We start from the raw sequence: 23418 nt of genomic DNA, 5'->3' as shown, positions 1-23418 counted from the left end.
TTATACGAGGTAAGCGGAGGCGATCTCCTCTCCTTCCACATCTACCATCACCATATTTTGCGGAGTGGTGGCAAGACTGTAGCCCACAAAGTCGACAGACAGCGGGAAGGATTTATGCCGGCGGTCTACCAGCACGGCGGTGAGTATCTTTTTGGGAAGATATTCCAGGATGGGTTTGATGGCATAGAGCATGGTGCGGCCGGAGTTGGCTACATCATCGATTACTACGATCACTTTGCCATTGAAATCGATTTGTTCGGAGAGGGTTATTTCGCCGGGGGCCTGTTTATCGAGCTTTATTTCCATGACTTCGATCTTAAACGGGGCGATGCGGCGGAGGTGTTCTGCAATCTTGCGGGTGATGAGGGAACCACGGTCCCAGATACCGGCGAGTATGATGGATGGCTCGTCGTAATTGTGCTCGTATATCTCGTATGCGATGCGTTCGATCTTCTTTTCAATTACTTCCCGGGTGAGGATGACGTTCCTATTTTCCATACATAAAGATTGTTCAGCCGTAAAAATACATAAATTGCGACAACAACCGGTCAAATCAAGGATATGCAAATTGTTTCGCAACTGCTCTTTCTCGCAGCCCTGGCCGCTGCCATTTATTTTTTCAGCCGGAGGGCTGCCGGCATCCGCCGCAGTATCATGCTGGGGAGGGATATAGACCTGTCTGACCAGCCTGCCCGCCGCTGGAACAACCTGCTGCTGCTGGCTTTCGGGCAGAAGAAGATGTTCCGCAATCCCCTGGTGGCCGTGCTGCACTTTTTCGTGTATGCGGGCTTCGTCATCATCAACCTGGAGATCCTGGAGATTATGATCGACGGGCTGGCCGGAACGCACCGCATCTTTGCCCCTTACCTCGGATCGTTGTATAATGTACTGATCGGCTGCTTCGAGATTCTGGCGGTACTGGTAGCAGTATCCTGCGCCATCTTCCTCGTACGCCGTAATATCCTGAAACTGAAACGCTTCATCAGCCGCGACCTCGATGGCTGGCCGCGCTCCGATGCCAATTACATCCTCATCACCGAGATCGTGCTCATGCTGTTGTTTCTCACCATGAATACGGCCGACGGGGTATTGCAAACGCGCGGTGCAGCCCATTACCCCGTAACCGGGAGCTTTTGGGTAACAGGGGCCTTCCAGCCGCTGTTTGAAGGCATGTCCGACTCCACCCTCACAGCCATCGAAAGAGGCGCCTGGTGGCTCCATATCCTCGGTATTCTCGGCTTTCTGAACTACCTCACCTGGTCGAAGCACCTGCATATCATCCTCGCTTTCCCCAACGCGTATTTTGCGCGGCTGGATTCTAAAGGAAAGATGGAAAATATGCCTGCCATCCAGCAGGAAGTATTATACGCCATGCAGCCGGAAATGGCCCCTACCGAGCCCACAGGCACCGAGGTACCTAAGTTCGGTGCCAAAGATGTGGCCGACCTTACGTGGAAGAACCTGCTCGATGCTTATGCCTGTACGGAATGCGGCCGGTGTTCTGCTGCCTGTCCGGCTACGCAAACCGGCAAAGCCCTCTCCCCCCGCCTCATTATGATGAAAACGCGCGACCGTTCGGAAGCGCTGAGCCGTGGAGAGCAGGATAAAACCCTCCTGCGCGATTATATCACGGAAGAAGAGCTGCGTGCCTGCACCAGCTGCAACGCCTGTGTGATGGAATGCCCTGTGAGCATCAATCCGCTGGATATCATTCTGCAGATGCGCAGACACCTGGTGATGGAAGAGTCCAGCGCGCCGCAGGAATGGACGCTGATGTTCTCCAATATAGAAAACAACATGGCCCCCTGGAAATCCTCGCCGGACGAACGGGACGCATGGATACACGCTTAAACTTATGAGTATGCAGATCAAGACCATGGCCGAATATTTTGCGGAAGGCGAAACGCCCGAAGTACTTTTCTGGGTAGGATGTGCCGGCAGCATCGACCAGCGCTCTCAAAAGATAACCCGCGCCTTTGCGGAGATCCTCACCCGCACCGGTACCCGCTTTGCCGTACTGGGTAAAGAAGAGGCCTGCACAGGCGATCCTGCCCGCCGCGCCGGAAACGAGTTCCTCTTCCAGATGATGGCATATAACAACATCGCGGTGCTGAACAACTATGGCGTGAAGAAGATCGTGACCGCCTGCCCCCACTGCTTCAACACCCTGAAAAACGAATATCCCGAGCTGGGCGGCCAGTACGAGGTTGTCCATCATACCACCTTCCTCCAGCAGCTTATCAACGACGGCCGCATTAAAATGAAGGAAGGCGGCAGCTTCAAGGGTAAAAAGATCACCTACCACGACTCCTGCTACCTTGGCCGCGCCAATGGCATTTACGAAGCCCCCCGCGCCGTATTGGAAGCCCTTGATGCCGAACTGGTGGAAATGAAGCGCTGCGGCAGCCGCGGCCTTTGCTGTGGAGCCGGTGGCGCCCAGATGTTCAAGGAAGAAGAAAAAGGCACCACCCGCATCAACTTCGAGCGTGGCCGTGAAGCGGTAGACACCGGCGCCGAAGTAATCGCCTCCAACTGCCCCTTCTGCATGACCATGCTGTCTGACGGGGTAAAAGAAACCGGTAAGGAAGACAGCGTAAAAGTGCTGGATATTGCCGAAATGATAGCCCGGGACATGCAGGAATAGCCCTTTTGCCCCCGATTCCGTAAATTTGCAGTATGGAACCAAATAACATCATACAACAGCTACCCGCCGGCTTCGCCCCCGAATCCCGGGTTTGGATATACCAGAGCAACCGTCCTTTCAGCGAACAGGAAACGCTGGAGATAGAAGAACAGCTCCACCAGTTCACCAGCCAGTGGAACGCCCACGGCACTCCCGTTAAGGGATGGGGCAAGCTTTTGCTGGGCCAGGTGATCGTGCTGATCGCCGATGAGTCAGAGACGCATGTAAGCGGCTGCAGTACCGATAGTTCGGTAAGGATCATCAAAAGCATCGAGCGCCAGTACGAAGTGAACCTGTTCGACCGCCTGCTGCTGGGCTTCATCGTGAAAGACTCCTTCCAGCTGCTGCCCCTGCAACAGGTAGCCTACGCACTGGAAAAAGGGTATATCACCAAAGACACCCTCTATCTCAACAATACCGTACTTACCAAAGGCGAGATGGAAACGAAATGGCTCATTCCGCTGAAAGACAGCTGGGTGATGCAGCGCATCAGGCAAACGGCCTGATCCATTTACAGATATTATTTTCTGCAGGCGCAGCTCCCATCAGGGGCTGCGCCTTGTTTTTATGCTGATAAGTACAATTACTCAGAAAAAAATTGAGAGATAGTACTGGCATTCCCCCTTTCCCGTGGTGATAATTTTGTGTTACAATAATGCTTCACAACATGCTTAGTCCCACATCCGCAATTCTGCGTAACAGAATGCCCGCAGCTATTCTCTTTACATTATTACTGATTACAGGTTCCTGTAAAAAGAACCCTAAAGAAGATAATGGTCCGGGTGAGAAGCCTGGTCCCTTTACTGAAATCCCGGCAGATATGAAACTGCTGGTAACACCTAAAGCCGCCCCCACCGGGAATACCGTAACGGCTGTAATAGGCCCTGCAGGTGGTACCCTTGCCAGTGAAGACGGGAACATAGCCATAGAAGTGCCTGCAGGTGCTGTGGCGGCTGCCACCACGTTTAGTATCCGTCCGGTGGAAAACACCCTGCAGAAGCGTGCGGAAAAGACCAGCTACGAGCTGCTGCCGCACAGTGTAAAGTTCAACAAGCCGGTGAAGATCACTATGAACTACGACATGGACGTGTTCGATGATAATGCCGATGCATTGCAGGTGGCCTCCCGTGATGAGGCAACCGGACAGTGGATTGCATTGCCTACTGCCCTTGATAAGGATGAAGGGACACTGACGGTGGAGAAATCCAGCTTCAGCCTGTTTGAGTTCTTTGAGAAATTCATGCTTTTTGCTGATGATGATGCGCTGGATGCCGGGGAATCCACCCAAATAAGAGTGGGTTATCTCGCCTCAGCCAAGAGAGTCACTGACCCGGACGAAGTATTGCTGGCGCCACTAGTTCCGAATTTCGAGAACAATGGCTACAATTATTACATCGTATCCAAAAAGAATCCTGTAATTGAAAACTGGCTGATCATTGAAGGCCCCGGTACGATCGCGGTTACCAATCAGGTTAAATCCACTGCTAAATATACGGCTCCCGCTACCCTCACAGACGATTATGCTATTGTGCAGGTAACACTGACGGAGATCCCTCCTATTATTGACCCTAAGGTACCCGGTGGTGTAAGGAATGGAGGTAAAATGTATCTCCGGGAGCAGATTTCGCTGCTCCGCGCCTGGATAAAGGTGGGTATTAACGGCCAGGAATACTATGTGAAAGGAGAAATTGTTGGCGGATCAGCCGGCAGCAAAACGTTTGGCATAGGAGGCTCGTCTATTATTGATGGTGTTGGTGAAATACTCGTTTCCGCAGCGGTGGTATTAGGAAAAGGCAACCCCGTTGCTAAGTCAGGAAGCTATCCTTTCGGCATAGGCTTCCCCGGTGGAGCTATTGTTTCGGTGAATATCTTTGAGCAGGACTGGGTTTCAGGTTACCACGATTGTGATGCACATACCATGAAACCTTCAAGTGGCAAGATTAATTATGCCACATGGGGAACCACACCAGGAACAGTACTCGAAGGATCTACTACTTTCACCGCCTATCACATGACCAGTGAGTGTGACAAAACCTCAAAGAGTATTAGTCTTTCCTGGCACATCCCCCTTTAAATAAATTCTTTTTCATACCCGATCATATCCCTTCGAAGCAAACCCGTACGTACATCCGTTCGAGTAAAACCACAAAAAAAGGCCGTCCATTCCGGGCGGCCTTTATCATTTGAGTATTACTACCGGTTATTTCAATCGCGAAAAAGTACGGCTAAAAGCAGAGGGTGCATGTAGTAGTTTAGTGTTGTGCAGCGGCTTACTGCATACCGGCAGTCACCAATGGGATTACAGCTAACACGGCTGCCGGTTTCCGTTGGGAAACCATGCTTACAGAGCGAACACATGCGAGCGCCTCTTTTGGGGCGCTTTGTTTTTTAGTCTGTCTCATCTGATGCCAAAGTACTATTCCGAACTCGCCGTACTTTAATGAAATGCAGTAGATTCTGCACTTCTGTCTTCAGGTAACTCCAACTTAATACAACAAATACAACAGCCAAAATCAGGCAATAGTCTTGAAACTGGATGTTAAATCCAATTCTATTTACTGAAGCTCCAAATTTATAAACAACTAGAACTGGTGTATATCCAGCCACTGCGAAGGCACTTAGAAACAACATCAAAAGCACAACAAACCGGAACAACCGCAAGCCCAGAAACAGGCTCATCCAGGCCATAGCAATGCATCCAAACCCTATATAATGCTCGTAACTAAGAGCAACATTAGATGTACTTACGACATAAATACAATTACAGAGCTGATAAGTAAAAATCAGCAACGGCAGCAAACCAACATACTTCTTTAATATTCCCATAATTGACACAGTGGAAAAAATATAGTTATTGAGCAGTACTATCTTTTACAATTGGAGGCAGATACTCTATCGGAGCAGCGCTTTTATTACTCTCTCCGTATTTCGGTTTCCATAACAACGCGAAATATAAGATAATAGGCATAAAGAAAAATATAAAGATTTCATTCATTATCCATACAAATTACTCCTGCAGTATCATGCAACTCACCCGGTACGTCATCATCACCGCAACTTTACGCCCGTTACATTTACCCGGTTTAAAGCGGCGCATTAGTTTAATTACGCGGATGGCTTCCTGATCTACGAGTGTGTATTCTTTTGGTGATTTACCTGAAATATGTGGGTGAACAATTTTCCCGGCCGGGGTTACAAAGTAACTGACTGCTACCCTTGTCTGGTAAGTTTCCTCCCGCACCGGGTAGCGGAAATGTTCGTTGAAGAATTTAACCTGGCCATAATCTCCTCCTGGATATACGGGCATTTCATTTACAAAAAGAAATACGGGTCCGCCATAGAGGGAGTCGTATGTACCCTTACAGCTATCATCCGTCACTACCTGCTGCGACCATGCAGATGCGGCATTAACCGATATCAGTATTGCGATTAAGAAGATTCTTAGCATTTGAAGCCCTCCCACGTATACTTCACTTTCAGTATCCTGTTCAGTTCCATAGTAATTTTCTTAGCGCGGATGTATACTTCTGATTCCACAGCACGCGAGTCAAGATCTACTACCATATTCGTATTCACATCCAGCAGGTGGATTACCTCCCCTCCTTTCATGCGAAGCTGGATGGTACAGTGAGCAGCTGTGCCGCCACCGTCTTTCCCGAAGCGTTTGGTGGGTGCGCCTGTTACGAGTAATCCAATGATTTCGTTTATATCATATGTGAGGGTGCGGAAAATGGTTCTGCGGATGGAAAGGATGCCTGTGAGCTTATCGATGGTGAGGATCTGCCCCATGGGCTTGAACAGTCTGGCCAGTGCGCCTCTGCCCAACAGGATCGTTCCGAAGGCAAATACGGCTCCCAGCAACAGGTAGAGCCATTTCATATCTTTCAGTCCTGAACGCAGGCAAAAGTATGCAAGCCAGGCCACAGCGCCCCACAATACAAGGGAACGGAGGGTATCCAGCCAGTCTTTAAGCGATTTATAAAAAATAAGCCCCACGGAAGTGGGGGTATCGGTAATACGAAAGTTGTCGAAGCGCTTTGTCATAAGCTGGTTGCCGGTATGGAAATCAATTTACATCAAATCGTTGTAAAATAGTAACCGAACCATATGGAGGATCGTCCTTTACGGCAAATAACACCTCACTTCACAAATGCAGCTCCTTCATTCAACAGCTGAATATGCCTGTTCAATTCCACGGCTACTTTCTTCGCCTGTTTAATCGCCTCCATTCTGGGATGCCTGTTTCCCAGGTTAATGATGTTGGTGGTGGAAAGATGCGCCAGGTTCACGGTGGTACCATTTTTCAGTCTAAGCCGCAGGGTACGGGGAACGGGTTTGCGCATATAGTGCAGAAAGGATATCCTCACAGAGCGGTTCCCTGATGTAAGCTGACTTACTTCCTTCAGCGGGTATGTACGTGTCTGGAAAATGGATGGACGAATAGTGATGGAGCGGGCTTGTTTGTCTATCCATAACATCCTTCCCGATGGAACGATCAGCCGGGATATTGTATCCGCTGCCAGCAGGAACGTTGCGAAGATGAGGAAGCCTCCCAATACCAGTGGCCCCCATGATAAGACGGATACTCCATTCCGGAAAATAAGCCAAGTAATCCAGGCTGCACAGGCAGTGAATATCAGGGAGCAGCACAGATCGAACCAGTGGCGGAACTGTTTATGAAACCAGAGTTCCACGGCTACCGGGGTTTCTGCTATATGGAAATTATTGGCAGACTGGGGCATGGTATTTCATTAAACGGGATGATAGTAAGTTGTTGTGCTGTGGCAAGCCATTCTTGCAACAGGGTTTTGGCTATCCTAATTTAACGTAAATGCATGATATTACCGGATAAGGCTGTATAGCTGAGGTTAATGAATTAATGGCAATGGCTTTTTACTTTACCGGAGGTGATGGATGCCTGATATACATTCAGAAAGCACTCAAAAGCTTATTCAATGCTTGCAACAAGCCGGAACATGCATACAAATTGCTTATTACATCCTTATTACATCCTTATTAGAAGCAGTTATCTCTTAGTCTAACAGAAAGCAACTACTGGTGAAATAGCAATTAAACGCGTCGATAAGGCGGTCTTGAGGTGGACATGAGGTGGACTTGAGGTGGACTTGATCCCGCTTTAAAGTATAGCTGATGGCAGGTGGAGTATAGGTAAGATGGACACCTGCAGCCCATGGTAATGGTTGGCAGTGAGGAGCTATGCCTTACAATATACGGGATAACAAATATTGATAATGAATAACTTACGGCAAAACACACGTAGTCTTATGGCCAATTGCCCTATACAATAACCGGGTTCTGGCACCGGGCGTAAAGAGTAACTGCCGCTGCGATGGCACAAGATCCCCCTCCCTGGCCGGATTTAAATAAGAAATGGCAGCTTAGATTGCCAGAACATAGACATCCTGTTGAGGTTAAAAGTACAAAAAACGCACCATCACAATTGGCAGATTGATTGGAGAATATCTAATACCATTGCATCACAGTTTGCGGAACAACGAAAGACCAATGCAATGAGGCAGCATAATTTTCAAGGGGAGTTACTTTAGTGTTAGAAGCTTTCGAAACCTGAAAAATCTACGGTTTAAACCAGGAGAAACCAGTAAAACAAAAAAAGCAAACGCCGTTAAACGTTTGCTTTTCTATTGAGCGGGAAACCGGGCTCGAACCGGCCACCCTCAGCTTGGGAAGCTGATGCTCTACCAAATGAGCTATTCCCGCTTTTCCCTCCCTCGATTTCTCCGGAAGGGAAACAAATATACAATTGTTTGGAATTAGATAACAAATATCCACATCCAAAAATTTAATAGCGGCAGCACATGGGTGTGCTGCCGCTTTGGTGTTATTCTTTCATCAGTTTTTGGGTGATGGCTTTATTGCCGTGGGTCAGTTTCAGGATGTAGATACCGGCGGGGTGTTTGCCGGTAGCAAAGCTCGTACGGTGTTGGCCCGCAGGCTGCACGCCATCGGCCAGACGGGCCACTTCCCTGCCCTGCATATCAAACAATGCCAGCTGCACACGCCCTGCCTTTTTCAGCGAATAGGTTACTAACAATACATCGCGGAAGGGACTCGGGAAACTATGCAGCACTGCGCTGGCAGTCTGCTCCTGTTCAGGGAGCTTGCCGGCTGCAATAGCTGCAGGCGCAAGGGATTGCGTATGCGTGAAGATCAGCTGCGGAACATTACCCCCTGCTTCATCTGACCGGAAGCTCAGGATAGGCGTGGATACCGCCGTGGCTTGTATGGCGAATGATACGGTGTTCCTGCCAGCCGCTCTTTCCGCGTTTACATAGCTGGTAACATCCCAATTGTAGAAACGGGGTACCGAATCAGTAATCGTAGCGGAGGCCAGTGCAGTTGTACCTGCAGCGGGTTTGTTGTTGAAGGTAAGGGTGCTTTCCGTCCAGGTGGTAGTGGCTACGCTGCTGGCGCTGACGGGTATGTTGGCGCTGCGGTTGTCAGTAAGCCCGCCAAACAGCCTGATCTTCACATTGCTCACTGTGCCGGTAATGCCAGCAGTGTTGAAGGTGAGATAAGTGATGCGGTCGTTTCCAGCTGTAGGACTACTATTCAGCTTCACGATAAGCGCATTGGGATCGGTAGTGCCATGCGTCACGGTGGCATTAGTTCCATTGCGGACATATGCGTCGTGGATGGCAGTAAGCGGTGTTTCCACTGTGCCGCCACCGCCGCCGGTTACGAATTTTACTTCGGTGTAACTGTTCCATAAGTTCACGCTGTTGCCATGACCGAGGATGCGGATGTACTTGGCCTGCGTGGTCGGGATATTAAATGTTTCCAGCGCCAGTGATGTGCCGCTGCTGCTCCGGTTGGCGGATACCGTAGTCCAGGTACTGCCATCGTTCCCCGCCTGTATATCGAAGTTGGATGAGCGCACATCACCACTGTAGAACGCGATCTGTACTGCGGTTACGTTGAGCGTATCACCCAGGCAGAAAGCGATCCATTCCCCATCGCCCTGCATAGACCAGCGGGTGGCGAGGTTATTATCCAGCACATTGGCCGGTACGTTGCCATCGTTACCACTGGCGGTTACAGGATCGCAGGGCGGTTCGGTTCCGCCACCCTGTGTGATGACCGTCAGCTGCGGACCATTTGATCCAAATTCGCTGGCATTCCAGAAGATGCGCGGATCATGCGCTGCCTGGCTCTTCAAAGCAAACGATACTTTGTTGCGGCCTGCGGCTTTTTCTGCCTGCACATACGCCGTTACATCGAAATGGTAATAAGCGAATGCCGTATTGCTGACGGTTACGGTAGCCAGAGGGTTTGCGCTGGTAGCGGGTTTGTTGTTCCAGGTGAGCGTGTTTTCCGTCCAGGTAGTGTTGGCTACGGAATATGCACCTACACCTACTGAGGGCACGGTGGTGAGGTCCAGCTTACCGTACACTTTCAGTACTACAGATGCAAGCGGATCAGTTATACTGCTCAGATCGAACTGCAGGTAGCTTTCGCGGGCATTGTTGAGCTGCCCTGCGGGAGATACTTTGGTGATGAGCAACGTAGAATCTGTAGTGCCATGCGTGATGGCCGCGTTGGTACCGTCGCGCACATAAGCATCGTGCACCGGTGCGAGGTTGATGGGCGCAGGTGCGGTTTTGAATACTGCTTTATAAGTGGCGGGATTATCGGTTACAGTGATGTTCTGCTCCCTTGTTCCGCCATGTTCCCAGTAATCGAAAACATAAGTGGTACCATTGAGCGTTTGCGGGCTGGGCGCAGCCATTGGCCTTACCATGCCGGAAAGTGAATTCTGTACATGCGGCGTTACATACGGGATATCGTTCAGCGTGATGGTGAGCCCTGCGGGAACGGTTTGCAGTGTGATGTCTGTAGTTACGGGGAAGATCTCGATATAAGAGGTGTCTTTCCCGCCCTGCGCGTCCGTCACTTCAAGGTACAGCCGGTACCAGATATCGGTTTCGGTATGGCCCTGTGTGGAAATGGGGAAGCTGCCCGAAGTGGCGCCGGGAGTAAGTGCAGGACCGGGATGGTGGTGGTTGGCATGATGGAAATCTACCCACCATACAAAAGCTGAAGCTGGTAATGTACCATCTTCTGCATCAGTAGCCGAACCGCTGTATTGAATCACATCCCCACCGCGGAACACCGAGTTGTTGGCCGGAGTAAGAATGGTAGCTGCAGGCAGGGTATTGGGGGCAGACACGGTGAGGGTTGCATTGGCGCTGGTTACAGTACCGGCGGAGTTGGTGACTACTACGTTATAACTGCCGGCATTGGCGGGCTGTACATTGCTGATCGTATAAGATGCAGCCGTAGCCCCGGCAATATTGGCAGTGCCTTTCCTCCACTGATAAGTGGGCGCAGGCGTTCCGGTAGCAGTTACCGTGAAGGTGGCGTTGCCACCCTGTGGTACGGTGATGCTTTGCGGCTGCGAGGTGATAACGGGTGCAGCGCTGCCGGTATAGATGATTTTATACAGCGTATTGTTAGCCCTGCGGAGGAAATACAGGTTGCCATCCGTGCCCTGCTTCATGGTAGTGAGCTCATCGCTGAGGCCGGTTCCGAAACTGTTGCGGGTGGATGGTGAAGCGGGATTGATATAATCGATCCAGGAGCCGCAGTAATCGAGGAAGAAGTATTTGCCGTGATACGTTGCAGGCCAGTTGCTTCCCGTGCTGTTCAGGAAAGTACCGCCATTGATGGCGCAGCCCTGGCCGTTAGGCGGACTGGCATCCCGGTTGGTGGCGTATACATAGATGGGATTGGTAAAGCCTGTACAGCCGGATGTACACATCCCTTCTTTGGTGGGCCAGCCGAAGTTGCGGCCGCTAACAGTAGCGTCGTTCACTTCTTCCCAGGTGGCTTCGCCCACATCGTTCACATAGATTTTACCGCTTACGGGATCTGTGGCGATGGTGAAGGGGTTGCGCAGGCCGTAAGCCCATACCCTGCTGCGCTGGGCGCCGCCCGTAAAGGGGTTGCCGGAGGGTACGGTACCATCGGTATTGATGCGGAGCACTTTACCGAGGTAGCTGTCCAGGTTCGAGGAGTTGGCGCCAACCTTGTTATCGCCGGTGGCAATGAGCAGTTTACCGGTATTGTCGAAGGCAAGGCCGCCGCCGTTGTGGTAAATGGCGCTGAGGGTAGGCATGTCCAGCAAGGCCAGTTCCGACTGCGCCAGGTCGCCGTTCATGGTAAAGCGGCTCACCCGGTTATGCGGACCGGAAGAAGCGGTGTAATACAGGTAGATGTAGCTGTTGGTACTGAAAGCAGGGTCTACCGCAATACCGATGAGGCCTCTTTCGCCGCTGGTGTTTACGGACAGGGAAACGGCCGGAGTACTGAGGAGGGCATTGTTTTTAAATACCCGCAGCTGGCCGTTTTGCTGGCAAATGAGGATCCTGCCGTCGGGCAGGTGGGCGAAGGAGGTGGGACCGGTGAGCCCTGCCGTAACGCTGACCCTGGAGAAGTTAGCGGGCAGGGTTTGTGCATACGATTGCATTAAGAAGGAAAGAAATAAAGCGAGCAGGGCGATGGAATACCGCCGGAATCTGTTGGGAACAGTTTTCGTCATAAGGGATCGGGTTTTATGATTGTTAACAATAGAGCATAGTGGGAAACCAAGGCTCCTGCGGGCATTTCAGCTAACGGTTCATAACGGGATCAGTTCTTTCCGGGCAGGGTTTTATTCAAATCAGCATATAGTTGTAGCATTAGGGTGTTGCTATCCGGACCGGTGCGCTCTTCTTTACAGGATCAACACTATTCTAAATTATGCAACCGTTTGCATAATACCAAATAAGTCTTTTCAAAACCTGCTGACATCCTACTGACATCCTTCAGTGATCCTTCAGTGGTGTTCAGTGGTGGTACAGGTTTGAGGGTGTTTGACTGAAGGATCACTGAAGGATGACTGAAGGTTCACTGAAGGAATAAGGGGTCTGTTATAACCCTCCCGGTATGTTAATTAAGTGAAAACACTGTTAAATGGCTGTATTTCTCCCCTATTAACCGTGATTCTTCCTGTCATTCTGTCATTTTTTTATGTAAGTTTGCAGTTCTTAAATTTTGACAGGCATGCTGGAAACAGTTCAGAAAGTACATGATGAGAGCCGCCAGGGCGAAGCTATCGCTCCTGCGGCAGCAGATACCCGTACCTATTCAAAAAAGTTCTATATCGAAAGTTATGGTTGCCAGATGAATTTCAACGATTCCGAAATCGTGGCATCCATCCTCAATACCCAGGGCTACGGCGCCACCCGTAACGTGGAAGAAGCCGACCTCGTGCTGCTCAACACCTGCTCCATCCGCGAAAAGGCAGAGCAGACCGTTCGCCAGCGCCTTACCACCTTCAAGAAAACCAAGCAGCAGAAGCCCGGCTTCCTCGTAGGCGTACTGGGTTGTATGGCCGAGCGCCTCAAATCCAAGTTCCTCGAAGAGGAAAAGCTGGTTGACCTGGTGGTCGGCCCGGACGCTTACCGCACCCTTCCCTCCCTCATCGAGGAAGCAGGTACCGGCCAGAAAGCCATTAACGTACTGCTCAGCCGGGAGGAAACTTACGGGGATATCAGTCCCGTACGCCTCGACAGCAACGGGGTTACGGCTTTCGTTTCCATCATGCGGGGCTGCAACAATATGTGCACATTCTGTGTTGTGCCTTTTACCCGTGGCCGCGAGCGCAGCCGCGACCCGCATTCCATTCTCGCAGAAGCTACCGATCTCTTTGAACGTGGCTACCGCGAAGTGACGCTGCTGGGCCAGAATGTGGACTCCTATTATTACATGGACGAAGCGGGTGATGAAACCATCACTTTCGCCCACCTGCTGGAAAGAGTGGCCAATATCAGCCCCCTCCTCCGCGTGCGCTTCAGCACTTCCCACCCGAAAGATATCACCGATGAAGTGCTACATGCCATGGCCCGCCATGAAAACATCTGCAACTACATCCACCTCCCGGTACAAAGCGGCTCCACGCGCATCCTGCAGCTGATGAACCGCACCTATACAAGGGAATGGTATATGAAGAAGGTAGACCGTATCCGCGAGATACTCCCCGACTGCGCCATTTCTACCGACGTGATCACCGGGTTCTGTACCGAAACGGAAGAAGACCATCAGGACACCATGTCTGTCATGGATTACGCCCGGTACGACCTCGCTTATATGTTCGCCTATTCCGAGCGCCCGGGTACCCTGGCCGCCAGGAGGTATACGGACGATGTACCGGAAGATGTGAAGAAGCGCAGGCTGGCAGAGATCGTGGCACTGCACCGCGGGCACTCCCACGAAAGCATGCAGAAAGAAGTGGGTAAAACCGTGAAAGTACTCGTGGAAGGCGTTTCCAAGAAATCTGACGACCAGCTGTTCGGCCGTACGGATCAGAATAAAGTCGCCGTTTTCGACAAGGGCGACCTGCAGAAAGGCGAATACGTGATGGTAAGAATTGATGACTGTACGGCAGGCACCCTTATCGCCACGGTGATAGGGCGCTGCTGATAAAACATAACTGAATGGACAATATTCAAAGCATAAAAAACCGCTTCGGCATCATCGGCAACTCGCAGGCGCTTAACTACGCCCTGCAGGTAGCGGCACAGGTCGCCAATACCGACCTTACGGTGCTGATTTCCGGCGAAAGCGGTGTGGGCAAGGAAGTATTTTCTCAGATCATTCATGCGTTAAGCGCCCGCAAACACAATCCTTTTATAGCCGTAAACTGCGGCGCCATCCCTGAAGGCACCATCGATTCCGAGCTTTTCGGGCACGAGAAAGGGTCTTTCACAGGGGCGGTAGACAGCCGCAAGGGTTATTTCGAAACCGTGAACGGCGGCACCATCTTCCTCGATGAGATCGGGGAAATGCCCCTCGGCACACAGGCACGCCTGTTGCGCGTGCTGGAAACGGGTGAATACATCCGTGTGGGCTCATCCAAAGTACAGAAAACCGATGTACGCGTGATTGCCGCCACCAACCGCGATCTCCTCGAGCGCACCCAGCAGGGCAAGTTCCGGGAAGATCTTTACTACCGTCTTAACACTGTTCCCATCCGCGTGCCTTCGCTGCGCGACCGTAAGGAAGACATTCATATGCTCTTCCGTAAGTTCGCTGTGGATTTCGCGGAGAAATACAAAACCACTTCCGTTCAGCTGAATGATGAAGCGCGCGAGCTGCTCGTCAACTATCCCTGGCCGGGTAACGTGCGGGAACTGAAGAATATCGCGGAACAGATTTCTGTACTGGCGCCCGACAAACTGGTGACCGGTCCGGATCTGCGGCACTTCCTGCCGGAGCAGCCTGCAGTAAACCGCTTGCCCATGCTGGCACCCGGCGGGCATAATCAGAGCAACGGCGATTTCTCGAATGAAAGGGACATCCTGTACAAGCTATTCTTCGACATGAAGAAAGATGTGACGGAGCTGAAGAAGATGTTCTTCGACATCCTGCAAAATCCCAATATCGCCCAGTCGGCCTCCTTCCAGGATGCGGGGGCAATTTCCGGCTTCCATTCCCCGAACGAGGCGCCGGTGGTAACGCCCAACATCATTTCCTCCCCTGCCCCGCAGCAGCCAATTATCCTGAAAGACAATGTTATCGATCACCACGAAGAGGTGGAAGAAACTTTGTCTATCGCCGATAAAGAAAAAGAGCTGATTGAGAAGGCCCTGCGCAAGCATAAAGGGAAAAGAAAAGATGCCGCGCTCGATCTTGGCATTTCAGAACGTACCTTATACCGGAAACTGAAGGAATATAACATTCATGAATAAACGACCTATGTTCAGATACATTGCCATGCTGGCAGGCGTTGCCCTGTTGTGGACAGGCATCGGCGGATGCACCATTAAATATTCCGCTAACGGCGCTACCATTGACCCGGAGGCTAAAACCGTGTTTGTGCGTTTTTTCGAAAACCGTGCCCCGCAGAATAACCCGCAGCTGAGCCAGAACGTAACCGAAAAGCTGCGCCAGAAGATACTTGCCCAAACACGCCTTACCCAAACCAATGATCAGAAGGCAGATTATGAGTTCCGCGGTACCATTACCGGGTATTCCGTAAGCAACTCCGCCGTTACCGATATCGATAAGCCTGCATCCGCCCGTTTAACGATCACCGTGAATGTTACCTTCATAAAAAGGATAGGTGATAAGAAAGGGTTTACCAATCAGTCGTTTTCCCGTTCGGCCGATTTTAACGCCCAGCGTACCATCAACGAAGCGGAGCCTCAGCTGCTGCAGGAGATTGTTCCCAACCTGGTAGACGATATTTTTAACCGGGCCTATGCCAACTGGTAGCCTTTCTTTGATTTAGACATTATTTTCATATTTTAGCGCCATGACGGCTAACAGGATTATAGATCATATATTTCATGAAGAAGAGCTGCGGAACGTAGACCAGCAGGCGCTGGAGCGCCTGGTGGAGCAGTATCCCTACTTCGCTGCCGCCCGGGTTTTACTGGCTCAGAAACAATTCAATAACACACCGGATTTCCATACCCCGGTTTTTAAAGCGGCCCAGCTGTATACCAGCACCCCGCAATACCTTTACCAGATAGCCACAGAAGGCGCCCCTCCCGAGGCGGCTGCCCCTGTGCCGGCAGACAGCTGGCAGGCTACCGAAATAGCCGTGCAGGACGCGGTAAATAATCAGGATCAGGCCATTATCGACAATGTGGAGGCCGTGGCCGACCAAACTCCCGCACTGCATAGCGACACCCTCGAAGCGGAAGTGGACGAAGAGGAAGAAACCCTCCTCGCCGAGCTGGAAGCCCCGGCAGAACTCCCACAACCCATCTCCCGCCTTTCCGATAACGGTATCAGCGACGAAGACCAGGCCATCCTCGATGAGCTGGCTGCTGAAGACCTTGCCACCGCGGAAGCCCTTACTGCTGCCGAACCAGTTGCGGCCGTTGAGCCGGATGAGATTGTGGCGGTAGACTATGAAGCGGAAGCCGACAAAGCTGCTTTTGACGCTGCGCGTAACCTCGCAGTGCCCGACGATATTGTGGCCGTGGATTATGAAGCGGAAGAAGACAAAGCCGCCTTTGACGCCGCGCGTAACCTCGAAGTGCCCGATACTATCGTGGCCGTGGATTACGAAGCGGAAGAAGACAAAGCCGCCTTCGACGCAGCACGTAACCTCGAAGTGCCGGATGATATTGTATCGGTAGATTACGACGCCCTGCGTCCGGAAACTCCGCTGGCATACGAACCTGAAATAGAAGAAGAGGAAATAGAAGTGCCTACGGGCATGGAACCGGAAGGGCATGGTCTTGCTATCCCTCCCGCTCCTGAAGCACATCATGAGCATGAGCCGGCAGTATATGAAGCCGCGCATCACGACCATGAACCTGCGGAATATGAACCGGAAGTAGAAGAAGAGGAAGTGGAAGTGCCGACGGGCCTGGCGCCTGAAGGGCCCGGTATAGCGATACCGCCTGCGGCAGAAGCAACAGCAGAAAGCGCGGAGAACGAACCGGATGCACCGATCCGTATCCACCCGATGGATGCGCCGGAACAGGAAACCGAGCTTACCTTCCAACCCCTGTATACAGACGATTATTTCGCTTATAAAAAACTGAAAGAGCCGAACAACGCAGAAAGCATGACCGACAAAGCCGCCGCTGAAATGAGAAGCTTCACCGACTGGCTCCGGCAACTGAAGGATGACTTCGCCGGGAAAGCCACAAAAGACTGGTACCATCAGCATTTACACAAGCTGTATGAAGACGAAGACCCGGAGGTAACCGAACGGGTAGAAGCCATGGCCATACAGTCTATCACCCTCAACGACGACATCGTTTCCGAGACGCTGGCGGAGATCTGGGTGATGCAGCGCCAGCCCTTAAAAGCCATCGCAGTTTATCAAAAATTAAGTTTGCTTAATCCGGCCAAAAAAGCGTACTTTGCGCAGAAGATTAAAGAATTACAATAACTAACAACTAACAATAAGTAGATAACATGTTGATTTTCTTTGGAATATTGATTGTGATTGCCTGTATTTTGCTCGGCTTTTTCGTGCTGGTACAAAACCCTAAAGGCGGCGGTCTCGCTGGTAACCTTGGCGGTTTTGGCAACCAGGTGATGGGCGTTCGCCAGACGACGGATGTACTTGAAAAAGGCACCTGGATCCTGGCAGCGGTAATTGCTGTGCTGTGTCTTACTTCCACCATGTTTATCGGTGCCGGCACCGCTACCAACGACATGCCCCAGAGCGCCAGCGAGCGTAGCCAGGGTGCTGCTCCCGTTGCTCCTCCTGCAGGTAACACCACCACCCTGCCTGGTGCAGCCCAGCAAGCTCCTGCAGCTCCCGCAGATACCAATAAATAACATATTCTTTCCGAATAATATTTTTAAGACCTCGCCGTTAAAAGCGGGGTTTTTTATTGAAGATATACTCCGCCTGACATTTTATGCCGAACAAACCCAAAAAGAACAAATCGCCCTGGGTGCGCCGCATCGCCATTATAGCCGCCTGCCTGGTAGCAGGTGCACTCGTGATTGCCGCTTACCTCCTGATGGGGCCTAACACACGCTCCTTTGGTGATAAGAAATACTTTTACATCCCTACCGGAAGCAGGTATGAAGATGTACTGAAAGGTCTCAGCGAACAGGAGATCATCTCCTCCCCTTCCACCTTCAACATCGTGGCCCGCCAGCTCGGTTATCCCGAACGCGTAAAAGCAGGACGTTACGAGATCAAAAAGGGAATGGGCAACCTGGAGATCGTACGCATACTCCGCAGCGGCAGGCAAACGCCTGTACGCCTCGTTGTTAACAAGCTCCGCCTGAAAGAAGATTTCATACGCCTTGTATCCTCCAACCTCGAAGCGGATTCCACTACCATGACGGCCATCCTCAACGATGCCATATACCTCCGCCAGTTTGGCCTCGATACCACTACCGTGATGTGCGCCGTGGTACCCAATACATATGAATTCTATTGGAACACTTCTGCCGGTAAAGTATTCGAGAAGATAGAAAGCGCTTATGAAACCTTCTGGAACGAAACCCGCCGCCAGAAAGCACAGGCACTGAACCTGACGCCTGTACAGGTAACCGTACTCGCCTCCATCGTGGAAGAAGAAACCAACCGGCACGACGAGAAGCCCGTTATCGCCAGCGTATACCTCAACAGGCTGCGCACCGGCATGCGCCTCGGCGCCGACCCTACCGTGAAATTTGCCCTGCGTAACTTTGCGCTGCGCCGTATCTATAACGTACATACCGAGTACGACTCTCCGTATAACACCTACCGTTATTACGGTCTCCCTCCCGGCCCGATCTGCACACCGTCCGCCAAATCGATCGATGCAGTGCTGACCCCTGTAGACACCGATTATCTCTTTTTTGCCGCAAGGCCCGATGGCAGCGGGTATCATTCATTCGCCGTCACTTTTAAAGAGCATCTGGACAATGCGCGTGCGTATCAGAAAGGACTCAACGCGAGGGGCATCAAATAATTCGTATTTTTACGGCGTTCCAACAACGCCCTGATGATAGACGTAGAAAAAATTATCCTCGAATCCCGGCCGGTATCCTGGCTGACGCATAAAAGCAAATCGCTGGTACTGCCGGGATTCGACGGCGCCCCTTTATACGATGTCATCGTTTTCTTCCTGAAAGAAACCGCGAAGGAAAGTCTTGTTGAAAGAGCCGCGGCCATCTCGTTTAACTTCCTGCTGGCCATTCCTCCGTTTTTCATCTTCCTGTTCACACTCGTGCCATTCATTCCGCTGCAAAACGTGGAGCCAACGCTGTACGACCTCGCGCAAACCATCACACCGAACTACAGCAGCTACATTATTGTGCGCGACATGATCCACGACTTCTTATACACCCAGCGCAACACCCTCCTTTCGTTCGCATTTATTCTGAGCTTCTATTATTCCTCCAATGGTGTAATGGGCATGCTCCGCTCTTTCGACAAGCTGCTGCCCGGCTTCCACCAGCGCACCTGGTGGGAAATGCGGCTTACAGCCCTGAAACTGACCCTTTTCCTGGTAGTACTTCTCCTGGCAACCGTGGTGCTCATTATTATGCAGGGCACACTGTTGCGAACCGTACTGCAGTCTATCGGCATCGACGATGCCTTTTCGCAATTTTTGCTGCAGGTAGTGCGGTGGACGCTGATCGTGCTGCTTTTCTTCGCTATCATCTCCTTCATTTACAGATTCGGGCCGGCCGTGCGGAAGAAGTGGAAGTTCATTTCCGCGGGGTCTACATTCGCTACCATTGCCATGATTGTGGTAACGCTGGGTTTCTCCTACTGGGTGAATAATTTCGCGCGTTACAACCAGATCTACGGCTCCATCGGTACTATCCTCGTATTGATGCTGGTGGTATATTTCAACTCCTTTATCCTGCTCATCGGCTTTGAGCTGAACACCAGTATCAGCACTTTACGGGAGATTGCGGCAGAAAGAGAAAAAGAGGAATCGCAGGAATCGCCTGAGTTACAGGGACTTTCGTAGCCCCATTCCGAAAATAGGATGGATGGCTTCAGAATGCACCCGAAATAGTGTACTTTCATATTGAACCAAATTATGGAGGCCTATGAAAAAGCATATCTTTTTCCTCCTGCTAACGGCGGCAGCAACCGTTTCGTTCCGGTTGCCCGCATTTATTGACATCGGGGCAAAACTGCCAAAGGGGGATGTCAAAATGAAAGATGTTTCCGGTAAGGAAGTATCAATGAACGAAGCGAAGAAAGCGAACGGATTGCTGGTGATGTTTTCCTGCAATACCTGTCCGTATGTGGCCCGTAACCAGGACCGTACCCGTGCTATCTGCCAGTTTGCGCAGAAGAACAACATCGGGGTGATACTCATCAATTCCAACGAGGCAGCCCGCTCCGCAGGCGACTCTTACGAAGCGATGCAGGCTTATGCCCGCCAGCAGTCTTACAACTGGCTGTATGTAGTGGATAAGGACAACCAGGTGGCAGATGCTTTTAATGCAGACCGTACACCTGAATGCTACCTCTTCAACAAAGATCTTACCCTCGTTTACAAAGGCGCTATCGACGATAATCCCGGCAGCGCAGGCGATGTGAAAGAGAAATACCTGCATGCCGCCATTCAGGCTATGATAGCAGGAAAGCCCGCTCCTGTGCCCTCTACGGCATCCGTAGGCTGCGGTATTAAGCGTAAAATGTAAATGCAATTGTTTATATAAAAAAAGCTGACCGGTCTATAACCGGTCAGCTTTTTTATTGCGTTTCGTTGTAGATTATTGTCCTACTATGAACACGGCGTTACCGAATAGCAGCTTTCCGTTTTCCCAGAAACTGCGGAAGAGCGGGTTATCCGTCATCAGCACCACTTCTCCACTCCCGATTTCTTTTACACCGAATACCAGCCCGTCGCGCAGGCGCTCCCTTGCAGCAGCACCTACAAAACCCGTGAGGTAATCATCTTTCTTAAGGGCGCCCACATTCCAGCCATCGTCTTTGAAATAGGCCAGCAGCTGGTCGTTTTGCTTAAGCGTGTAATAATATTCCGGATAACCGAAAGCCAGCGGGTGAGATTTATCCATATGTACTTTATAGATAGCACCTGGGATAATGCCGGATAAGCTTTCGCGCTCGCGGTTGGCATAAGGTTTCAGATCTTTGTACGGACTTTTGACAGCTTTGTCTTCTTCATCTTTCTCATCTTCCTTTTCCTTCTTCATGGCAATACCCCAGTCACCGTTAGCCAGTTGTGCCACGGCATCTTCCATCACGATGAGCCTCCCTCCTGCAGACACCCAGTCTTTCAACCGGCCGGCAGCAGCTTTATCAGAAAAAGCAGCGTACCGTCCATCAGGAACAATGAGTACATCCAGGTCTTTCCAGGAAGCACTACCAAGCGAAGAAGAAGCAACTACAGTAAGCGGGTATTCGATCTGCTCTTCGAAGTAATGCCATACCTCGCCCATTCCGAGGGAGGATACACCATCACCCGCCAGTACACCTACTTTAGGCTTCTGTATATAACGGATTTTATCGGACCCAAAATCGGCCCCTTTATCCACGAAGCCGGTAGGGACGCGTGTTACATTCACGCCCATACGGGCAGCAATGGCAGGCAGTAATTCCAGTGAAGCATTGCCTGCTTTGGTAATAATGAGCGAGCCTGCGGGGAATACCTGTGTACCGATGGTAAAAGGAATCTCCGTGTACCGTACGCGGATGTTGCGGTTGAGCAGTGCAGCGAGGAATTTCACATCCTTCATGCTGTTCCATGCAGCAACATAAGCATAGGTTGCTCCTTCTGCAGATGGCGCTGTCACCTTTTCCGGCGCATCAGCCACAGCGGGCTGCAGACGGGCTTTTACGGCGTAAGCTGGCAGTCCGTATGCGTATGGCATAGCCCAGGCGGTAATATCGTAAGTAACACTATCGGTAAGGCGGGAAACCGGCTCAAACAACACACGCACCATGGTTGAGCGCGGTTGATAGGCACTCACCACGAGGTCGCCTTTTTCGATAGCGAAGTTTTCTGTTTTACCGGTGAAATAATTGAACCCGTTACCGGAGGAATTACCGGTGGCAAAGCCGAAAGCAATTTCATTACGGCGCAGTGTTTCTGCCAGCGTCATGAGCTTTTCCGGATTACCTCCGTTCTTCACCACATAGGTTTTATACTCACCTGATGGCTGCTGGCGGGCATCGCGGAAGAATTTACCGAACTCATCCACCAGCTTAGTGCCTTGAGCTACTGAAGATTCTATGGTGGCGATGCCGGTAGTATAGTGATGATCCAGCCGGTCTTTCAGCCGCAGGGTATCACCTTCGCGGTTAACGATAGCGAGGCCTGCGCGGCCGCTTCCTCCCTGCTCATATGTCATACCAATAGCACCGTTGTAGGTGGGATAGGTATCGCCATAGCTGGGGTAGAAAAGATCGAATTGTTCTTTGGTGAAATAGAGCCATCCTTTGGCATCGAAGTAAGTGGCATTATGTTTACCGATCTGTGTCTGGAAGGCGCGCTGCCATTCGGTGATGGCATCATGCAACGGCTCGGCGGCCGGTGCGAAATAATATGGTGCGTCTACCCCCTGTTCATGGAAATCCACATGTACCTGCGGCATCCAGCGGTTGTATTGAGTGAGGCGCTGCCGGGATTCGGTTTGCGATTGCCATGCCCAGTCGCGGTTCAGATCAAAATAATAGTGATTGGGCCTGCCGCCGGGCCAGGGCTCCATGTGCTCACGCGCATAGGGAGTGGCATCGGGGTTGCGGGCATGTACGGCGTTGTAGAAATTCACGTAGCGGTCGCGCCCGTCGGGATTGAGGCAGGGATCTACGATCACTACCGCATTGCGCAGCAGCTCCTGGCGCTCGGTCAGCAAAGTATGCACTGTGCGCATGGCAGCTTCGGTAGACACCGCTTCGTTACCATGCACATTGTAGCTGAGCCAAATGATAACGGGCTGGTTTTGCGGAGCGCTGCCGGTAAGCATTGCCATATTGCCGCTACGAATCTCTTCCAGCCGCGCTATATTTTCGGGGGAAGAAATCACGGCGAGCAGCAACGGACGGCCTTCGTAGGTTTGTCCATAGGTTTCGAGCTTCATCATCCGGCTGCCTTCGGCGGTTTTACGGAAGTAGTCCACCACTTTATGATGGGGAGTAAACCGTGTGCCAAGGGGGTAACCGAGGAAGTCGGACGGGGATTGCTGTGCGCGGGCGGTCAGCAGGGTAATGGTAAAGAGTAAGGAGCAGATGACAGACTTCATATGAACGTTGT

The 23418-nt window shown here is 51.4% G+C and carries 18 protein-coding genes and 1 tRNA gene; 12 read left to right on the top strand and 7 right to left on the bottom strand.

Annotated elements, in window-relative coordinates; genetic code table 11:
- Window positions 1-498 carry a phosphoribosyltransferase family protein gene (locus DEV76_RS19140; protein ID WP_109699535.1) on the bottom strand — a complete coding sequence of 166 codons (498 nt, stop codon included), beginning with the start codon at window positions 496-498 and terminating at the stop codon, window positions 1-3.
- 63 nt (window positions 499-561) lie between these two features.
- Between DEV76_RS19140 and DEV76_RS19135 the strand changes: the two genes are divergently transcribed.
- The 4 genes from DEV76_RS19135 (at window position 562) to DEV76_RS19120 (ending at window position 4757) form a co-directional block, all read left to right on the top strand.
- Window positions 562-1851 carry a (Fe-S)-binding protein gene (locus DEV76_RS19135; RefSeq protein ID WP_109699534.1) on the top strand — a complete coding sequence of 430 codons (1290 nt, stop codon included), beginning with the start codon at window positions 562-564 and terminating at the stop codon, window positions 1849-1851.
- A gap of 10 nt (window positions 1852-1861) precedes the next feature.
- The gene (locus DEV76_RS19130; protein WP_109699533.1) at window positions 1862-2644 is read left to right on the top strand and encodes a (Fe-S)-binding protein; all 783 of its coding nucleotides are present in this window, start codon (window positions 1862-1864) and stop codon (window positions 2642-2644) included.
- 32 nt (window positions 2645-2676) lie between these two features.
- Complete coding sequence (locus tag DEV76_RS19125; protein ID WP_109699532.1) at window positions 2677-3189, top strand: hypothetical protein; 513 nt, start codon at window positions 2677-2679, stop codon at window positions 3187-3189.
- 161 nt (window positions 3190-3350) lie between these two features.
- Window positions 3351-4757 carry a hypothetical protein gene (locus DEV76_RS19120; RefSeq protein WP_157962996.1) on the top strand — a complete coding sequence of 469 codons (1407 nt, stop codon included), beginning with the start codon at window positions 3351-3353 and terminating at the stop codon, window positions 4755-4757.
- Window positions 4758-5690: 933 nt separating this feature from the next.
- On the opposite strand, the gene DEV76_RS19110 is transcribed toward DEV76_RS19120, so the two are convergent.
- The 5 genes from DEV76_RS19110 to DEV76_RS19090 form a co-directional block, all read right to left on the bottom strand.
- Entirely contained in the window at window positions 5691-6131 is a 441-nt protein-coding gene (locus DEV76_RS19110; RefSeq protein WP_109699529.1) for an energy transducer TonB, read from the bottom strand.
- Complete coding sequence (locus tag DEV76_RS19105; protein WP_109699528.1) at window positions 6125-6727, bottom strand: hypothetical protein; 603 nt, start codon at window positions 6725-6727, stop codon at window positions 6125-6127. The genes DEV76_RS19110 and DEV76_RS19105 overlap by 7 nt, the downstream gene beginning before the upstream one ends.
- Before the next feature lie 95 nt (window positions 6728-6822).
- Window positions 6823-7425 (bottom strand): hypothetical protein, encoded by a 603-nt coding sequence (locus tag DEV76_RS19100; RefSeq protein WP_109699527.1) that lies wholly within the window; start codon window positions 7423-7425, stop codon window positions 6823-6825.
- A 924-nt stretch (window positions 7426-8349) separates the two neighbouring features.
- Window positions 8350-8422, bottom strand: a tRNA-Gly gene (locus DEV76_RS19095).
- 121 nt (window positions 8423-8543) lie between these two features.
- Window positions 8544-12263, bottom strand: a complete 3720-nt coding sequence (locus DEV76_RS19090) for a CBM96 family carbohydrate-binding protein (RefSeq protein ID WP_109699526.1) — start codon at window positions 12261-12263, stop codon at window positions 8544-8546.
- 503 nt (window positions 12264-12766) lie between these two features.
- On the opposite strand from DEV76_RS19090, the gene miaB reads away from it, so the two are divergent.
- The 8 genes from miaB (at window position 12767) to DEV76_RS19050 (ending at window position 20842) form a co-directional block, all read left to right on the top strand.
- Window positions 12767-14185, top strand: coding sequence for a tRNA (N6-isopentenyl adenosine(37)-C2)-methylthiotransferase MiaB (miaB, locus tag DEV76_RS19085; RefSeq protein ID WP_109699525.1), 1419 nt, complete (start codon window positions 12767-12769; stop codon window positions 14183-14185).
- Between the two features lie 14 nt (window positions 14186-14199).
- Entirely contained in the window at window positions 14200-15453 is a 1254-nt protein-coding gene (locus tag DEV76_RS19080; RefSeq protein ID WP_109699524.1) for a sigma-54 interaction domain-containing protein, read from the top strand.
- On the top strand, window positions 15446-15979 hold the full coding sequence (locus DEV76_RS19075) for an LptE family protein (protein WP_109699523.1): 534 nt from the start codon (window positions 15446-15448) through the stop codon (window positions 15977-15979). Before DEV76_RS19080 ends, DEV76_RS19075 begins: the two co-directional genes overlap by 8 nt.
- Before the next feature lie 40 nt (window positions 15980-16019).
- Window positions 16020-17618, top strand: coding sequence for a hypothetical protein (locus DEV76_RS19070; protein ID WP_109699522.1), 1599 nt, complete (start codon window positions 16020-16022; stop codon window positions 17616-17618).
- 26 nt (window positions 17619-17644) lie between these two features.
- Complete coding sequence (secG, locus tag DEV76_RS19065; protein ID WP_109699521.1) at window positions 17645-18013, top strand: preprotein translocase subunit SecG; 369 nt, start codon at window positions 17645-17647, stop codon at window positions 18011-18013.
- An 83-nt stretch (window positions 18014-18096) separates the two neighbouring features.
- Entirely contained in the window at window positions 18097-19146 is a 1050-nt protein-coding gene (gene mltG / locus DEV76_RS19060) for an endolytic transglycosylase MltG (protein ID WP_109699520.1), read from the top strand.
- A 33-nt stretch (window positions 19147-19179) separates the two neighbouring features.
- Entirely contained in the window at window positions 19180-20157 is a 978-nt protein-coding gene (locus tag DEV76_RS19055; protein ID WP_109699519.1) for a YihY/virulence factor BrkB family protein, read from the top strand.
- An 82-nt stretch (window positions 20158-20239) separates the two neighbouring features.
- The gene (locus DEV76_RS19050) at window positions 20240-20842 is read left to right on the top strand and encodes a thioredoxin family protein (protein ID WP_109699518.1); all 603 of its coding nucleotides are present in this window, start codon (window positions 20240-20242) and stop codon (window positions 20840-20842) included.
- 72 nt (window positions 20843-20914) lie between these two features.
- Here the strand turns inward: DEV76_RS19050 and DEV76_RS19045 are convergent, their stop codons facing one another.
- Window positions 20915-23407 carry a M14 family metallopeptidase gene (locus DEV76_RS19045; RefSeq protein ID WP_109699517.1) on the bottom strand — a complete coding sequence of 831 codons (2493 nt, stop codon included), beginning with the start codon at window positions 23405-23407 and terminating at the stop codon, window positions 20915-20917.
- Between the last annotated feature and the right edge of the window lie 11 nt (window positions 23408-23418).

The sequence above is a fragment of the Chitinophaga deserti genome (genome assembly GCF_003149455.1).
Taxonomy (GTDB): Bacteria; Bacteroidota; Bacteroidia; order Chitinophagales; family Chitinophagaceae; genus Chitinophaga; species Chitinophaga deserti.
The sequence above is the reverse complement of the archived record's forward strand: the minus strand, read 5'-3'. Positions and strand labels throughout refer to the sequence as shown.

What these genes read in the sequence shown, in the direction of transcription:
- DEV76_RS19140 (WP_109699535.1), bottom strand. Translation starts at nt 498, where the DNA reads ATGGAAAATAGGAACGTCATCCTCACCCGGGAAGTAATTGAAAAGAAG.
- DEV76_RS19135 (WP_109699534.1), top strand. Translation starts at nt 562, where the DNA reads ATGCAAATTGTTTCGCAACTGCTCTTTCTCGCAGCCCTGGCCGCTGCC.
- DEV76_RS19130 (WP_109699533.1), top strand. Translation starts at nt 1,862, where the DNA reads ATGCAGATCAAGACCATGGCCGAATATTTTGCGGAAGGCGAAACGCCC.
- DEV76_RS19125 (WP_109699532.1), top strand. Translation starts at nt 2,677, where the DNA reads ATGGAACCAAATAACATCATACAACAGCTACCCGCCGGCTTCGCCCCC.
- DEV76_RS19120 (WP_157962996.1), top strand. Translation starts at nt 3,351, where the DNA reads ATGCTTAGTCCCACATCCGCAATTCTGCGTAACAGAATGCCCGCAGCT.
- DEV76_RS19110 (WP_109699529.1), bottom strand. Translation starts at nt 6,131, where the DNA reads ATGCTAAGAATCTTCTTAATCGCAATACTGATATCGGTTAATGCCGCA.
- DEV76_RS19105 (WP_109699528.1), bottom strand. Translation starts at nt 6,727, where the DNA reads ATGACAAAGCGCTTCGACAACTTTCGTATTACCGATACCCCCACTTCC.
- DEV76_RS19100 (WP_109699527.1), bottom strand. Translation starts at nt 7,425, where the DNA reads ATGCCCCAGTCTGCCAATAATTTCCATATAGCAGAAACCCCGGTAGCC.
- DEV76_RS19090 (WP_109699526.1), bottom strand. Translation starts at nt 12,263, where the DNA reads ATGACGAAAACTGTTCCCAACAGATTCCGGCGGTATTCCATCGCCCTG.
- miaB (WP_109699525.1), top strand. Translation starts at nt 12,767, where the DNA reads ATGCTGGAAACAGTTCAGAAAGTACATGATGAGAGCCGCCAGGGCGAA.
- DEV76_RS19080 (WP_109699524.1), top strand. Translation starts at nt 14,200, where the DNA reads ATGGACAATATTCAAAGCATAAAAAACCGCTTCGGCATCATCGGCAAC.
- DEV76_RS19075 (WP_109699523.1), top strand. Translation starts at nt 15,446, where the DNA reads ATGAATAAACGACCTATGTTCAGATACATTGCCATGCTGGCAGGCGTT.
- DEV76_RS19070 (WP_109699522.1), top strand. Translation starts at nt 16,020, where the DNA reads ATGACGGCTAACAGGATTATAGATCATATATTTCATGAAGAAGAGCTG.
- secG (WP_109699521.1), top strand. Translation starts at nt 17,645, where the DNA reads ATGTTGATTTTCTTTGGAATATTGATTGTGATTGCCTGTATTTTGCTC.
- mltG (WP_109699520.1), top strand. Translation starts at nt 18,097, where the DNA reads ATGCCGAACAAACCCAAAAAGAACAAATCGCCCTGGGTGCGCCGCATC.
- DEV76_RS19055 (WP_109699519.1), top strand. Translation starts at nt 19,180, where the DNA reads ATGATAGACGTAGAAAAAATTATCCTCGAATCCCGGCCGGTATCCTGG.
- DEV76_RS19050 (WP_109699518.1), top strand. Translation starts at nt 20,240, where the DNA reads ATGAAAAAGCATATCTTTTTCCTCCTGCTAACGGCGGCAGCAACCGTT.
- DEV76_RS19045 (WP_109699517.1), bottom strand. Translation starts at nt 23,407, where the DNA reads ATGAAGTCTGTCATCTGCTCCTTACTCTTTACCATTACCCTGCTGACC.